A 14,908-nucleotide genomic window follows, 5' to 3' on the forward strand; every position below is an offset into this window, starting at 1 on the left:
CAATAAATTATATTATGTTGTGGAACAGGCATCTTGCCTGTTCAGATATTAGCCACGGGCAAGATGCCCGTGCCACAATTAATTACTTAATCAATAAATTATCTTGTGTTGTGGAACAGGCATCTTGCCTGTTCATATATTTGCCACGGGCAAGATGCCCGTGCCACAGTTAATTAATCAATAAATTATCTTGTGTTGTGGAACAGGCATCTTGCCTGTTCCTATATTTGCCACGGGCAAGATGCCCGTGCCACAATTAATTAATTAATCAATAAATTATCTTGTGTTGTGGAACAGGCCGGAAAGCCTGTTCATATATTTGCCACTAGCAAGATGCCCGTGCCACAATTAATCAATTAATAATCGCCTCCAGCGCCATATTGCCACGCTTCAACTAATCGGTGAAAATAGTATTGCTGCTCCGGCGCTAAATTTTTTACCTGCGGTTCTACGGCTTTCCCCAAAGGCTGCAATCCCGTATAAATTCCTAAATTTACATAATGAACCATCCAATCGAGCAAATTAGTTATTCCTACCTGCGGGATAATTTTCATAACTAATCCGGGATGGCTAATTGCTGTTTTAAACAGAGTTTGGGACAAAGCCGGAAACAGCACGATATCTTGAAGAAACGGTTTGAGTACCGGTTCTCCCAACTCTTCCATAACCTGAAATACGGCAGCCAAAAGTTGATTGATTTGATTTGGGTCTATTTTCTGATTCATCGCAGCACTCATCGAACGCTGAAACAACCAGGTGACAGATAGATTCGGCTGGTAGGGTTGCAAAAGTGCGAGGGAATTTTTGTCGAGACTGTCGCTTGTCAAAGCTTCGTCAATTCCTAAAGTCAAGCGTTTGAGGTGACGCACCATTGCGCCGAAACCGCCGAAGCTGAGGGGAGATTGGCTACCGCTGCTGTCTCCGACTGGGAGTAGGCGATTCCAAGGCGTTTTTAGAGGACTTTGGCGATAGCAGGGAAAAAATCCGTAGAGTGCTCTTTGGAATTTTAACTGTTCGAGTTCGACGTTTTGATATTGGGGAAGCAAGCGCAAATACTCTTCAAATAATGTTTCTAAACTGAATCTTTCTGTGTCGGCGTCTATGTAGGTAAATAAGTAGGTGGTGCGGCCGTCTCTGGCTGGAAATGCTTCCCAAAAATATTGGCACTGATTTTGCATTGGGGTGAAGGATGCAAATATGTCGCCGGTGTCGTTTTTGGGGTATCCTTGAGCGCAACTGCCGACTACTAAACATACGGCGTCGGGTTTTTTCCCTTGTCTAGCTTGGCGGACAATGGGCGAAAAGTGTCCCATTGCATCTAATAATAATCGGGTTTTAAATAAATTTGTAGCAGGTGGTGTATCGGTATTTGCAGATTCTACTAAGACTCCATCCGGGTGAATGGTTGCTGTTTTAAATGGTATATTTTCAAATAGCTTTCCTCCTGCTTGTAGGAATCGCTGCTTGAGAATTTCTAGGAGGTAAACTGGGTCTATTCCGATGTTGAGTACGTCGCGCACCCAGATGTCGGGGGTGTTGGCAAAGCTGATGCGGGCTGGGTTGTATTCGGTGGCTATGGCTTTTTCTATCTCTTCAACAGAGAGCAAATTTAGTTCTAAGAATGCGTCTAATTCTTTGCGAGAAATGTTCCATTCTTGATCGCGGCCTCGCAGGGTGCCGCGTTCTATCAAGGCTACTCGCCAACCCCGCACGGCTAAGGCTGTACCGATTAATATTCCTAGGGTTCCGCCGCCGATAACTATGTCGAAGTCGAGGGTTTCGAGGGGTTGTTGGCTGTGTTTGACTGCTTGGGCTGCTGGTGCGGTGTTTTGTTTGAGGTTTTCCCAGAGTCGATCGACTTTTCTCAGGCCTGTGAGGGCGTCTCCTGGCATTTGGGAGAGGATTTGTTCGGTGAGGGACATCGGGTTTTAGGATTGAAGAGTGGTGGATTTTTTATAATTTAGCTTAGATCCACATTTCCGACAGTTTCAGGGCTGACGCATGGGGTGGCGAGAATCCCGGTTTATACTAAGAGGTTGCACCCTTGTCAATAAGCTTTTTAGGAACAGGCTTTCCGGCCTGTTCCACAAAGAGTAGATTTTCTTGTGGAACAGGCCGGAAAGCCTGTTAAGCGAGAATGGTGCAAGATGTGAGTTTCTACGAATTTTGGGCTTAGTAACGAGAAATCTAGGAATCAACCGGGTTTATGAGGTTGGGAGTGCGATCGCGAACCGAGTTTTTATAATCATACAAAGAAACCCGGTTTCTGAAAAAAAACCGGGTTTCTACCTCTCGTTGGTAAGTCTGGGGAATTATCTTCAATCAGCCGTACTTAATTCTTCAACTCGCAGCCGATCGCACAAAATTCGCTCGCACACTATACCACCCGTATCCGCACTCCTGCAAACTTCTAATTGAGCTTCCGGCAACGCTTCAAACAAAAAACGCTCTCCCGGAAAAACCGTCCGCTCAAAATACCAATTAGGAATATTTGTAATGCGAGCGATTTGCACTTTGCTAGTATTATTAAGATACCAACACAAAATGCGCGTATGACCTTCGGAAATTACCTGATTTAGTGTCAAATTCATCTTTTTAACTTGTTTGTGCAATGGTGCGAGCGAGTGGCAAAAGACCTAAGCTTATTATAGCATATTCCCAGTTAAAACAGAATTTTTTATACATTTTTTATACATTTTTTGGGTTAATTAATAAATTTCTCCGGGAAAACATCAGCGCCTTCCCCCTATTCCCAAGAAGGTGCAAAAGTCGGCATTGCTAAAGTGCAAGATTTCCATCCTCCCTTAACAGGTGCATTCAACAATTGACAGTGACCGACAGAACCTCTTGCCTGTTGGTAGTGACCGCAAAAATTACACTTGGAAGCCGGATTGCACCCGCGCTCGCTAATTACAAGGCTGGGCTGCTTTTGGGTTTGGTTGCGCTCGATAGTTAAAGTGTTCATTAAATTACTTTTTAAATGTTCAGTCTTAAGTATGACGGCTGGAGTGCAGTCGTGGCGTCTATCTCAAGGCTTAGTTCACCTTTAAGATTTGTTTAGGGATCGATATAAAATATATTATTTTTGAGATGATCGAGCTAGGGAGCAATTGAATTTCCTTTCGATCGCATTGGCGGCCACGGCTTTAGGGTCGATCGCGCTTGCCGGGGGATATACTTCCTGAGACAGAGCTAATTATCCTCGCCTAACTTGCTGAACAAATCGGCTAAAATTGTATTAGAAAATAAAAAACCTTCGGGATCGCTCAACCTCAAATTGCCCGAAAGCGGCAGTTTCGCGGCATCGCCTAAAGTTGCGTGAAGCGGAGCTATCCCGTAGGGAATCGCCCTATCATCCGTCATAATTTCCACCAATCCTTGTCGCCAGTAGGGCTGCAAACAACGCCAAATTTTATCAACCGTTTGCTGACTAAACTTTTCAGTCAGCGCCGACAGGCTAACTCCTTCTGCTAAACGCAAACCTAGCATCAGCGTTTCTAACAAAACGTCATTTTCTGAGACTGGAAAACTTGGCTCAATTGCTGGGTAAATATCTGGCTGGGTTTCCCCCCCAATTCGAGGAGTAGCAGGGGAATTGAGGCGAGAGATCGATCGCACCCACTGATAATATTCTTGAGTTTTGCGAGGTCTAGTCAACCTCCGGCCTTCCACGTAACTCGCCGCCCCCATTCCCAAACCGTAATAAGGGCGATTTTCCCAATAAACGCGGTTGTGGCGGCACTGATAGCCATCGCGGGCGTAATTAGAAATTTCGTAATGTTCGTAGCCAGCGCCGGTCAGAATTTCCTGCGCTAAACGGTACATTCCAGCAGCGGTTTCATCTGCTGGTAGCGGCTGCGCGCCTGCTTCAAAGTAGCGCCCGAAAGCAGTTAAGGGCTCAACAATTAAGTCGTAACTCGACAGGTGAGTCGGGTTAATTTCCACCGCCGATTTCAGGGAAGCTTCCCAGTTTTCTAAAGTTTGGTGCGGCAGTCCCGAAATCAGGTCTAAACTGAAATTGACAATACCAGCCGATCGCACTATTTCCACTGCTTCAAAAATATCAGCGACAGAGTGCGATCGCCCGCAAGCTTGCAGCAATTCATCTTGAAAAGCTTGCACTCCCAAACTCACTCGATTTACTCCCGCCGCTGCATATCCCCGCAACTGTTCTAAAGTAAACGTACCCGGGTCTATTTCTATAGAAATTTCCGCCTCAGCAGCAATCCCAAATTTGCCGTCGAGAGTCTCTAAAATATTGCTCAACTGACTGACAGAAAGCAGCGAAGGCGTGCCGCCACCAAAAAAAACTGTTTTGAGAGATGCGCCTAAATTTTTAGTTTCTTGAATTTCTTGACACAGTACAGCAACGTATTGGACTATGGTGCCGGAATTCTCGCCATTTTTGCGATCGCCCACCACAAAAACCGGAAAATCGCAGTAGTAACAGCGGCGGCGACAAAAAGGTATATGCAGGTAAGCCGAACTAGGAATGCCGGAATTTGCCGCTTGCACACTTTTTTTTAATTCAAATGTTAAATAATCTGTGGGAGGGTTCATTATATCTCAAGCCGAAAGCGCCACTTCAAATCTAAAGTTTTAATTAAACAATCATGAATAATTATGTATATTATGACATTTTCTGACAAAAAAAGGGGTGCGAACCATCGGCTCTTTTAATTTAACCTCGTACCCGTTTTGATCTGCCAAAATTCCCCAACAGCCCGCATCGCGGTCTATTCGCACCTCGTGCCTGCTGGCGGCGGGGCGCGCTAAATCCCGATCGGCTCCCTGGCACATCCCCCAAAGGGTACAACGGGTAAATATAAGTTTATAAAAATCCCTCAGCAAATATAGCGATATCCGACCAAAGCATGAAAACAAGTATCAGCACTAGAAAGATATAATAGGCATAAATTCATTAACCTAGAACTAATGCTAGACGCAATCATAATAATCTCATTCATAATCGCAGGCGGAGGCATCGGCTATTACGGAGTCGAACTCCTGCCGAGCAATCTGCTGCTGCAAGTTACAAATATACAAGGCTTAAGTTCTGTACTAGGTTCCTTTGGAGCATTAATCGGCTTCGTGATGGGATTAGTGGCTCAAACAACCTATCGCCGCCTAGAAAAACAAGTCCGCGATATGCCGGTGGAGATGCTGCTGACGCGGGCGATCGGCTTAATCATCGGACTGCTAGTAGCAAACTTAATGCTGGCTCCGCTGTTCCTGCTGCCCATACCCCGCGAGTTCGGCTTCATCAAACCTTTAGTCGCAGTCTTGGGTAGCGTCATGTTCGGCTTCACAGGGGTCAGTTTGACAGACACCCACGGCCGCGCTTTCTTGCGACTGATCAACCCCAAAAGCTTTGACACGGTGTTGCTAGCCGAAGGTACTTTCAAACCAGCCACTGCCAAAGTTGTCGATACTAGCTGCATTATTGACGGCAGAATTGAAAACTTGCTAGAAACAGGTTTCCTCGAAGGTCAAATTATCGTGCCCCAATTCGTGCTCCAAGAACTGCAACTGGTAGCTGATTCCGCCAACGATCAAAAGCGAGTGCGCGGACGCCGCGGCTTAGATGTACTCAACCGCATCAAAGAAACATATCCAGAACGCATTCAAATTCACTCGGCAGACTACGAAGATATTGCCACAGTCGATGCAAAATTAGTCCGATTTGCTTTAGATATCGACGGCATTTTGCTCACCAACGATTACAACTTATCGAAAGTAGCTACCGTCCAAAAACTGCCGGTTTTGAATATCAACGATTTGACTCATGCGGTGCGCCCGACTTATTTGCCGGGAGATACGATCGAACTAAAAATCCGCAAAGAAGGCAAAGAACCCTCTCAGGGAATCGGTTACTTGGATGACGGCACAATGGTTGTCGTAGAAGCCGGCAGCAGCTATGTCGGTGGCGAAGCCAGAGTCGTAGTCACCAGCGCCCTGCAAACCAGCGCCGGCCGCATGATATTCGCCCGTCCTCAAGAATCCGTTATTGTTTAAAACTGAGTAACAATGGCCAGGGCAATCAGAATCAAATATTGCGATCGCTGTTCCCAATCTGCCCCGACTCTCTACCGCGCCCGGTATGACGAGTCGGGGCAGTGGTTTTTTTTGTGTCTTAAATGTTGGGAATCGGTAAGTAAAAACAATCCTTTTTACTTCTACGGTGGCACTTGGAAAGCCAGCAAGAAAAAATAGCAATTACCAGCTTCTTCTTCTTTTCTCTTCCTACCCTACGGGAACGGCTTCGCCGAACGCGTCCTTAGCGTCTTCGCGGTTCAATCGTATCAATATCAGTGATTCTAGAGTAATTAAAATCAACCAATCCCGATCGCATCTTCATACAATGTCTCGATCGCACAGCTAAAATTCACGCTAGCAAACTGAACTTCTTGTCCTTGACTGTAAGGATAAAGCACCCACAAACCCTCTGCATTCCGGCGAAAACACTCTACACTAACTCTTTCTTGATTGATTAATACATACTCTTGCAAACTTTCGGAAGTACGGTAATCGGCAAACTTTTCACCTCTGTCAAAAGCCGCTGTTGTTGGCGATAAAACTTCCACAATTAAGCGCGGGTAGATAATGAAATCTTCAGCAGTATTTCTGTCCCGTTCATCGCAACTCACCGCTACATCGGGATAGTAATAGAAATTTGATGTCTCATTCCGAACTTTCATGTCTGCCATGTAAGTTATGCAGCCACTTCCCCGAAGATGGTTTCTCAACAAAGTTGCTGCATTTACACTAATGATGACATGAGCTTTGCTTGCCCCTGCCATTGCATAGATTTCACCTTGTCTGTACTCGTGTTTGATCGGACTGACTTTCTCGCCTGCTAAATAATCTTCAGGAGAGACGTAGGTGTCGCTTTTACTTGCAACCATATAATTTTAAGGTTGGTGAGGATTACACAATTATAGCCCAATACGCTTGGGTTAGCGCTTTCAGACGAATTTCATTTCACGCATTTATGAGAGTTGCAAACTTGTGAAAGGAAATCAGATTATTCTTATCCCCAGCGTATTGTTTAATGTGTAGGTTTTCTCGCCACACATTCGATTCATGGGGAAATTGAATGCGATCGCACAGCCATCAAACAAACCACTTTGTGGGATTAAAAAATTTCTGTCAATGCGTAAATCCTAGCTTTGCTGATAACCTGAACTAATAAGTCTTATAAGAAATTCTGTATCTAAATATACTATTTTTGTATAAATCATGACATTTATCAAGGTATCCTGACATTAAGGGCTAAATTCCACACCTTACCTACAAAATTTGTAACCTCCAGAGTTGAGAAGGTACTCCAAGCTTTCACCAGTCCATCGCCCTTGGCTGTCGGCGTTGGCACTCCAGCTAAGTTCTCAGATTTTAGTCGTCCGTGAAATGTGATATGAGTTGAAATCTCCCAAATTCATGCCGAAACTAAAAGAATCTTTTAATCACCCCCATACCGAACCAGCCGATACCGCGATTCGCCTAAAGCAGCATAAAGACCTGTTTTCCTGGCTTTCGATCGCTGCGGGGCTAATTTTTCTACAGGGGTACATGATTGCTCCCCTGATTCCACGTTTGGCTGAAGTTTTTAATGTTCCGGTTCAGGAAATCGGCTTTATCGTTCCAGCCTATATGCTGTCCTATGCACTGATGGCATTATTCTTCGGCCTCCTGTCCGATCGCTTTGGTCGATGGTCTATTATTCGCATCTCGCTTGCTCTTTTTGTCATTTTCACCGCTTTAACTGCCACGGCCCAAAATGCTTCGCAGATGGCAACCTGGCGGCTATTAACCGGGATTGGAGCAAGTGGTGTGATTCCCCTTACCTTCGCCTTAATTGGCGATTTATTCCCGTTCGATCGGCGAGGTGCCAAGCTAGGATTGGTGTTTGCAGCAATGGAAGGGGGAATGGCAGCAGGCTCTGCGGGGGGAGCGATTCTTGAGCCATTTGTAGGTTGGCGAGTGCTCTTTCTAGGTACTGCTTTGCTTGCTGCTGTTGTGCTTTGGCGCCTTCATCCTTACGGTTCTTTATTTGATACACCAAAAGTCACCAAATTACCGCCTATTCGCCAAATCTTTAGGGGATACAGCCAGATATTAGCAACCTTTCGGGGGCAGCGTACATATGCTTATGTTCTGTGGAATGGTATTTACCACTCTGGGGTATATACATGGCTAGGGTTGTATTTATCGCAACGGTACGGTATGGATGCCTTGAGCATTGGTTTAAACATTCTTGGGTACGGCATTCCCGGTTTATTGCTAAGTTCTTTCATTGGTCAAGCCGTCGATCGGTGGGGACGGCGTTGGCTCGTTCCAGCAGGGTTGGTAATGGCTGCTGTGGCTGGGATTGCAATGATTTTTGAGATTCCGCCACTGGGAACGACGATCGCAGTTCTTATTTTGTCTTTAGGGTATGACCTGACTCAACCGTTGTTTGTCGGAATTGTGACCGATCTCGGAGATGACAACAATTTGGGGCAAACGATGGGACTGAAAGTATTTACTCTCTTTACTGGATTTGGTGTAGGCAGTCTCGTATTTGGAGAGCTACTGCGCTTTGGATTTGGGCCTTCTCTCGCTATCTTTGGTGGCATTCAGTTGATAATTGGTTCGATCGCAGTCCCACTATTCTGGCAGGAAGTCCCCTCTCGATTACGGGGTTAGCGACTGTTGCCCAAAGCAATGTTGCATACATTAATACTGCTCAAATCATTGCGCTCACTGTTCTGTTGTAGAGCATCTATAGAGCAATACGCTTGGGTTAGCCCTTTCAGACGAATTTCATTTCACGCATTTATGAGAGTTCCAGACTTTTGAAATACTCACCGCGCCTTCAGGCCGGTGAGTATTTCACCTTTCCCCCAAAGTTTCAACGTCGGCGCGGGGCCGGAAGCCTCGCACTATTGCCATTTTGCGGTTGCGGTTTTTCTTGCAACTTCATCGTCAAACTAACCCGCTTTAACTTCTCATTCACCTCCAAAACCCGCACTTTCACAACTTGTCCGACTTTGACAATCTGTTTGGGGTCATCTACAAAGCGATCGGCTAATTGAGAAACGTGAACCAAACCATCTTGGTGCACTCCCACATCAACAAAGGCTCCAAAGTTAGCTACATTCGTGATTATGCCTTCTAATTCCATCCCAACTTGCAAATCGGAGATTTCTTTGATTCCTGCTTGGAAAGTGGCATATTTAAACTCGGCACGCGGGTCTCTTCCCGGTTTTTCTAGTTCCGAAATAATGTCTCGGAGTGTTGGTTCTCCGACTTTCTCTGTGACATATTTCTTGATGTTTACAGTCTTGATTTTTTCAGATATTTGTGTTATTCCAGTCAGCGGCAAGTCTAAATCCTTGGCGATCGCCTGCACGACAGGATAACTTTCGGGATGAACTGCTGTATTGTCCAGGGGGTTTTCGCCGCCGCGAATGCGGAGAAACCCGGCTGCTTGTTCAAAAGCTTTTGGCCCGAGTTTGGGAACTTTCAGCAGTTGGCGGCGATTTTTAAACGCGCCATTTTCGTTGCGGTAATTGACGATATTTTTGGCAACTGTTGCCGTCATTCCTGACACAAATGTTAGCAGTTCTTTCGAGGCTGTGTTTAAGTCAACTCCGACATAATTCACGCAGCTTTCGACAGTTTCGTCGAGTTTCTTTTTGAGCAGTTTTTGGTCAACATCGTGCTGGTATTGACCGACTCCTATTGATTTCGGGTCGATTTTCACGAGTTCGGCGAGGGGATCTTGCAAGCGTCGTCCGATGCTGACTGCGCCGCGGACGGTGATGTCGAGATCGGGAAATTCGGCGATCGCCACCTCGCTTGCTGAATAAATCGATGCACCGGATTCATTCACCATGACTTTAATCGGTTTTCTTTCCATTTGGGCCAAAACTTCCGAAACAAATTCGTCTGTTTCGCGGGAAGCTGTACCGTTGCCGATCGCGATTAATTCAATTTTATATTTTTCAATTAAATGCTTGACAATTTTACCCGCTTGTTGTCGCTGAGCGGCCGCTTGGTGGGGAAAAATTGCTTGATATTCTAAAAATTGCCCGGTTTCATCGAGGGCGGAAACTTTACACCCCGTGCGAAATCCCGGATCGATCGCCAATGTGGGTTTCATTCCCGCCGGCGCCGACAGCAGCAACTCGCGCAGGTTGGTTTCAAAAGTGGCGATGGACTCGATATCAGCGACTGCTTTGTTGTGCGATCGTACTTCCGTGATTAACGAAGTCTTCATCAGTCGGTTGAAGGCATCCTTCAAAGTCGATCGATAAAACTCTTTAACTTCTGGTATCCTAGTTCTAATTTCCTGACTTTCCAAATAAGCCATCACGGCGGATTCATCAAAAGCCAGTTCCAAATCTAAAACCCCTTCCGTTTCCCCGCGAAACAGCGCTAACATATTGTGCGACTGAACGCTTCTCGCTGCAACTTGATAATTGCGGTACATTTCAAATTTAGTGCTTCCTTCCGGGAAATCCTCTTTAATTTTAGAGACAAAAACTCCTGTTTTCATCAAAAATTCTCGCAAATAAGCCCGCAATTCAGCTTTTTCCGAAACCGCTTCCGCCAAAATATCCCCAGCACCTTTGAGAGCTTCTTCTGCTGTTTTCACTCCCTTTTCTTCCGAAATATATTTACCTGCTTCCGCCTCAAAGTCTGCTGGTTTAGCCGTCGGCAAGTTCAGACTTTTGATAAAATTTGCCAGCGGTTCCAAACCTTTTTCCCTAGCAATTATCGCTCGCGTCCGTCGCTTGGGTTTATAAGGCAGATAAAGGTCTTCTAGTTCGTTTTTTTGCAAACATGATTCGATTTTAGCTTGCAATTCTTCAGTGAGTTTCCCCAGAGAGCTAATCGTCTCTAAAATAGACTTTTTGCGCTCTTCAATTTCCGTCAAATAGGTGAAGCGATCGGAGATGTCCCGCAACTGAATTTCATTCAGCAAATCCGTGCGTTCTTTGCGGTAGCGGGCAATAAACGGAATAGTTGCTCCCTCGGCGAAAAGTTCCAGAGCATTATTGACTTGAGACAGATTGATGGAAAGTTCTTGAGCAATCAGTTGAGGAATGTCGATCATAGTGCAGAATTTCGGGTCAGGCGATTTTAGATTTTGGATTGACTTGCGCGAGATCAATTCGGGGGCGTGAGGATTTTAGATTTTAGATTTTGGATTGATTCCACGGATAAATTCAAGGGCTTGTACCATCAACAAATTCTTGGTCAATTTTAGATTTTAGATTTTAGATTAACTTCACAGAATAGAGCAAGAAAAGGGATTGTCCCAATTTTGTTAAAATCGTTTTCTAGGAGTGCGATCGTCTCGCACGGCAAAGCCGATATCTCTCGCTTCTAGCTCTCCGGCTTGCACTCCTGTGAAAGCATCATTGGGATGTTCCCATGATGTTAGCATAAATGGAGTCATTTCTCAATATTATATGTTTCCTTTTAAATATCCTGTGCCGCAAACCGATCCGCCGCGATCGCCCAGAGAAACGCTGCCGACGATGTACGATTTACCCAGCGAAGACCCGGATGAACCTGGTTTGCCTGACGAATTTCACGATTTGCAGCCGCAGTTGTTGAGTCTGACGTTTCGGCCTCGGAATTATCCGGCTTCTGAGATATTTAGCGGCACCGACATGAACCTTTATTATGACGTGCAGCACACTCTGTGGCACAAGCGGCCGGATTGGTTTGGAGTTGTGGGAGTTCCCCGACTTTACGATCGATCGGAACTGCGGATGAGTTATGTTACTTGGCAGGAAGGTGTGAATCCTTTTGTAATTGTAGAACTGCTTTCGCCGGGAACGGAAAAAGAAGATTTAGGCGACAATACCGATGAGGAAAAGTTGCCACCTCAGTCGGGAAACACTGCCGGTAACGGGCAAGTTTTGGATGCCGAGAGGAAGGATGAACCGCCAAGAAAATGGGAGGTTTACGAGCAAATTTTGCGGGTTCCTATTTATGCTGTTTTCAGCCGCTATACTAACAAATTGCGAGTGTTTGAATTGAAGGGCGGACACTATCAAGAATTAGAATTGCCCGAGTCGCGAGTGTGGATTCCTGACCTAAGTTTGGGCTTGGGTTTGTGGCAAGGAGAGTTTCAGGGAGTCGATCGACTGTGGTTGCGCTGGTATGATGTTGATGGCAATTGGATTCTCACTGAAGCGGAACAGCAACGGCAGCGGGCAGAGTCAGCGGAAGCTCAATTGCAGTCTTTAATTCGGCGGCTGCGGGAATCTGGCATCGATCCCGATCGATTTTTAAACGGTTAGAGAAGACTGAAGTCCTGACTAATATTATGTCCGGTCGATTACCCCTAATACGGTACGGGCGGGTTCACGAAAAATATCTGCCCATAATTGACAATCTCAAAAACCCGCCCTTTTAATCGCTGGTTCGCAGTCAGGACTTTAGTTTTTTTACTTCACAAGAAGACAGAAAGCCTCACTATACACAGGCTTTAAGATTTGATCGAAACTTGATTGGTTGCGGCTTGTGTGTTTGTTGCTGGTACTCTTTGCGGTTAAGTCATCCGCGTAGGGAGAATGATGCAAATAAGCTTTACCGACAGAACCAAAAAGTTGCAGTTTGTCAGAAATGACCGATTGCATGGCATCGATAGCTTTTTCCATTATTTCCAACAAATCCGGATCTGCCTCAGAAATGCTACTTTTTAACACGTCCATATAAGCTTCGCGAATTTCCGTATTCACATTAAATTTAGAGACTCCCAATTTAATACATTGATGAATCATTGACTCCCGCAAACCGCTAGCACCGTGCATCACTAACGGCACTGAAACAGCAGCGCGGATTTTGGCCAGACGTGGAAAATCGAGTTTCGGTTCGCTGAGATATTTGCCGTGAACGTTACCAATTGTTACGGCTAAAAAATCCACCTTAGTTTCTTTGATAAACTCTACGGCTGATACCGGATCGGTCATCCTTGCGGCTTTCTCCTCGATTGTCAAACCTTCTTCCCGGCCGCTAATTCTGCCGATTTCTGCTTCAACTGCCGCACCGTTAGCGTGGCATAATTTAGTCATTTCCCGGCTAAATATTAAGTTTTGTTCGTAGGGCAAAAAAGAACCGTCTGCCATAGTTGATTTGATGCCGGCGGCTAGGGCGAGGTGAATGTCTTTTTCTGAGGTGCTGTGATCTAAGTGTACTGCGATCGGCATTAAAGATTTGCGGGCCGCTTCCATGCACAGCGCGACTAAAGGCGATTTTCCGTATTGGATGGCACTGGGGTGAAGTTGCAGTATAGCAGGACTGTGCAGCGCTTCTGCCGCATTGATGACGGCTTTTACTCCTTCGAGGTTGTAGACGTTAAAAGCGCCGATCGCATAACCATTTCTCAAGGCCGTGTTCAGCAATTCCCTAGTTGACGCGAGCATATAGTACCTACTTTAAAAACTTTTCTGAATGTCGATCATTCTATCAAAGTTCTAGGCCCAGCTCAGCTTAATTTGTGTTTATTTTAATTGCGAATTCTTCGGCTACGATTTATGTGAAGTGCATTGATTCTTGAGTAAGGTGCGTAAGGGCGCACCTTACGATTTGTTTGGTAAGCCTAGCGCACCTTACTCCTTGAGTGATTTACTACTAGGTTTGTGCGTTACCAGCGTGCAAACCGCATTCTTTTACGGTCGCTTCTTCCCACCACCAGCGACCTTCGCGTTCGTGTTGGTTCGGCAATACCGGCTTTGTACAAGGTTCGCAACCAATGCTTACAAAACCGCGTTCGTGCAACTTGTTGTAAGGCACATCCAAAGCGCGAATGTATTCCCAAACCTCTGCCGAAGACCAGTTTGCTAAGGGATTGAATTTAATTAATTCATGGTCAGGAGTTGAGAATGCAGTGTCAACTTCAATAACCGGAATACCGTTGCGGGTACTGGGACTTTGGTCTTTCCGCTGACCGGTAATCCAAGCATCGAGAGTATTCAGTTTGCGGCGCAGCGGCCTGACTTTCCGCACGCCACAGCATTCTTTGTGACCGTCTTGATAAAAACTAAACAATCCCTTTTCTTCTACTAGGGCTTGTACTTCGGCTGCATCGGGAAACATTACTTCTAATTTAATGCCGTAATGTTTTCTGACTCGATCCAAAAACTGATAAGTTTCCGAGTGTAATCGTCCGGTGTCTAGGGTGAAAACGCGGAAATTCTTGGTGATTTTTGAGGCAATATCGATCAAAACTACATCTTCAGCCCCGCTGAAAGAAATGGAGATATTGTCAAAATTTTCTAGGGCAAATTTGAGAATGTCTCGCGGTGTTTTTTGACTGTATTCTGCTTCTAGGGCGGCAATGTTGAGATTTCTTTGGATGGCAACCATATTTTCGGGTTTTCGGTGTTCTTTTCCTCTAGCCCTTTATTATAGCCGATCGCCGTCTCTCTCTCGCCGACTAATTTGACAATCCAGCAATGTCGTCCGGGGCCCCCGGATTCATCCGTGAAGCGAAAAAAAAGCTTTGAATCCTCATCGCCAGCCCCCTGGGTTTATCAGTGAGGTCGCTTTCTTCAATCTCTTCAATTTCGTCAATCTAAAATCTAAAATCTAAAATCTAAAATCGACTGGCCGCATCTTGCAGCAGTCTTTTCGGCTGGGCCCACAATCAAGCTCAAGGATGGCGATCGCCCACTGGCAGAAGTTTTGGTGAACCCAAAACTCCTCTACTGGGTAAAATGGGACTGTCGCGCGATCCATTGAATTTGCCCCCCAATTATAAATCCCACACAATAAAATTATTTAAATGTCATTGTTACAATCCGAAAAATTGACTCGTCTCATTAATTAAATAAGGATCGCGAATTAAATAACTTACAATTTTAATTGTTATTGTGGGATGGGCGTCCCGCCCGTCCTTTTTGGACGG

11 protein-coding genes are annotated in these 14,908 nt (G+C 45.5%); 3 read left to right on the forward strand and 8 right to left on the reverse strand.

Going from position 1 to position 14,908, the window contains the following annotated elements; all coding sequences use genetic code 11:
* Positions 1 to 356 precede the first annotated feature (356 nt).
* The 4 genes from QT973_RS21485 to hemW form a co-directional block, all read right to left on the reverse strand.
* The gene (locus QT973_RS21485) at positions 357 to 1,922 is read right to left on the reverse strand and encodes an FAD-binding oxidoreductase (protein WP_333392133.1); all 1,566 of its coding nucleotides are present in this window, start codon (positions 1,920 to 1,922) and stop codon (positions 357 to 359) included.
* Between the two features lie 396 nt (positions 1,923 to 2,318).
* Positions 2,319 to 2,591, reverse strand: coding sequence for a DUF1830 domain-containing protein (locus QT973_RS21490; RefSeq protein ID WP_333057596.1), 273 nt, complete (start codon positions 2,589 to 2,591; stop codon positions 2,319 to 2,321).
* 155 nt (positions 2,592 to 2,746) lie between these two features.
* Complete coding sequence (locus QT973_RS21495) at positions 2,747 to 2,965, reverse strand: hypothetical protein (RefSeq protein WP_333057597.1); 219 nt, start codon at positions 2,963 to 2,965, stop codon at positions 2,747 to 2,749.
* A 227-nt stretch (positions 2,966 to 3,192) separates the two neighbouring features.
* Entirely contained in the window at positions 3,193 to 4,560 is a 1,368-nt protein-coding gene (gene hemW, locus QT973_RS21500; RefSeq protein WP_333057599.1) for a radical SAM family heme chaperone HemW, read from the reverse strand.
* A 375-nt stretch (positions 4,561 to 4,935) separates the two neighbouring features.
* On the opposite strand from hemW, the gene QT973_RS21505 reads away from it, so the two are divergent.
* Positions 4,936 to 6,015: a PIN/TRAM domain-containing protein gene (locus tag QT973_RS21505; protein WP_333057600.1), complete on the forward strand. Its 1,080-nt coding sequence runs from the start codon at positions 4,936 to 4,938 to the stop codon at positions 6,013 to 6,015.
* Between the two features lie 317 nt (positions 6,016 to 6,332).
* Here the strand turns inward: QT973_RS21505 and QT973_RS21510 are convergent, their stop codons facing one another.
* Positions 6,333 to 6,905, reverse strand: coding sequence for a Uma2 family endonuclease (locus tag QT973_RS21510; RefSeq protein ID WP_333057601.1), 573 nt, complete (start codon positions 6,903 to 6,905; stop codon positions 6,333 to 6,335).
* Between the two features lie 532 nt (positions 6,906 to 7,437).
* Between QT973_RS21510 and QT973_RS21515 the strand changes: the two genes are divergently transcribed.
* Positions 7,438 to 8,685: an MFS transporter gene (locus QT973_RS21515; RefSeq protein ID WP_333057602.1), complete on the forward strand. Its 1,248-nt coding sequence runs from the start codon at positions 7,438 to 7,440 to the stop codon at positions 8,683 to 8,685.
* A 205-nt stretch (positions 8,686 to 8,890) separates the two neighbouring features.
* Here the strand turns inward: QT973_RS21515 and QT973_RS21520 are convergent, their stop codons facing one another.
* Positions 8,891 to 11,101, reverse strand: coding sequence for a Tex family protein (locus tag QT973_RS21520; RefSeq protein ID WP_333263541.1), 2,211 nt, complete (start codon positions 11,099 to 11,101; stop codon positions 8,891 to 8,893).
* A gap of 358 nt (positions 11,102 to 11,459) precedes the next feature.
* Between QT973_RS21520 and QT973_RS21525 the strand changes: the two genes are divergently transcribed.
* Positions 11,460 to 12,299: a Uma2 family endonuclease gene (locus tag QT973_RS21525; protein WP_333057603.1), complete on the forward strand. Its 840-nt coding sequence runs from the start codon at positions 11,460 to 11,462 to the stop codon at positions 12,297 to 12,299.
* A 147-nt stretch (positions 12,300 to 12,446) separates the two neighbouring features.
* On the opposite strand, the gene QT973_RS21530 is transcribed toward QT973_RS21525, so the two are convergent.
* Positions 12,447 to 13,424 (reverse strand): class II fructose-bisphosphate aldolase, encoded by a 978-nt coding sequence (locus QT973_RS21530; RefSeq protein WP_333058433.1) that lies wholly within the window; start codon positions 13,422 to 13,424, stop codon positions 12,447 to 12,449.
* A 208-nt stretch (positions 13,425 to 13,632) separates the two neighbouring features.
* Positions 13,633 to 14,367 carry a phosphoadenylyl-sulfate reductase gene (locus QT973_RS21535; RefSeq protein ID WP_333058431.1) on the reverse strand — a complete coding sequence of 245 codons (735 nt, stop codon included), beginning with the start codon at positions 14,365 to 14,367 and terminating at the stop codon, positions 13,633 to 13,635.
* Between the last annotated feature and the right edge of the window lie 541 nt (positions 14,368 to 14,908).

Origin of the sequence: Microcoleus sp. Z1_A1, from assembly GCF_036700305.1 — a bacterium.
Classification (GTDB): Bacteria; Cyanobacteriota; Cyanobacteriia; order Cyanobacteriales; family Microcoleaceae; genus Microcoleus.

Excerpts from the sequence above, each read along its gene's own strand:
- QT973_RS21485 (WP_333392133.1), bottom strand. The coding sequence starts at position 1,922 with ATGTCCCTCACCGAACAAATCCTCTCCCAAATGCCAGGAGACGCCCTC.
- QT973_RS21490 (WP_333057596.1), bottom strand. The coding sequence starts at position 2,591 with ATGAATTTGACACTAAATCAGGTAATTTCCGAAGGTCATACGCGCATT.
- QT973_RS21495 (WP_333057597.1), bottom strand. The coding sequence starts at position 2,965 with ATGAACACTTTAACTATCGAGCGCAACCAAACCCAAAAGCAGCCCAGC.
- hemW (WP_333057599.1), bottom strand. The coding sequence starts at position 4,560 with ATGAACCCTCCCACAGATTATTTAACATTTGAATTAAAAAAAAGTGTG.
- QT973_RS21505 (WP_333057600.1), top strand. The coding sequence starts at position 4,936 with ATGCTAGACGCAATCATAATAATCTCATTCATAATCGCAGGCGGAGGC.
- QT973_RS21510 (WP_333057601.1), bottom strand. The coding sequence starts at position 6,905 with ATGGTTGCAAGTAAAAGCGACACCTACGTCTCTCCTGAAGATTATTTA.
- QT973_RS21515 (WP_333057602.1), top strand. The coding sequence starts at position 7,438 with ATGCCGAAACTAAAAGAATCTTTTAATCACCCCCATACCGAACCAGCC.
- QT973_RS21520 (WP_333263541.1), bottom strand. The coding sequence starts at position 11,101 with ATGATCGACATTCCTCAACTGATTGCTCAAGAACTTTCCATCAATCTG.
- QT973_RS21525 (WP_333057603.1), top strand. The coding sequence starts at position 11,460 with ATGTTTCCTTTTAAATATCCTGTGCCGCAAACCGATCCGCCGCGATCG.
- QT973_RS21530 (WP_333058433.1), bottom strand. The coding sequence starts at position 13,424 with ATGCTCGCGTCAACTAGGGAATTGCTGAACACGGCCTTGAGAAATGGT.
- QT973_RS21535 (WP_333058431.1), bottom strand. The coding sequence starts at position 14,367 with ATGGTTGCCATCCAAAGAAATCTCAACATTGCCGCCCTAGAAGCAGAA.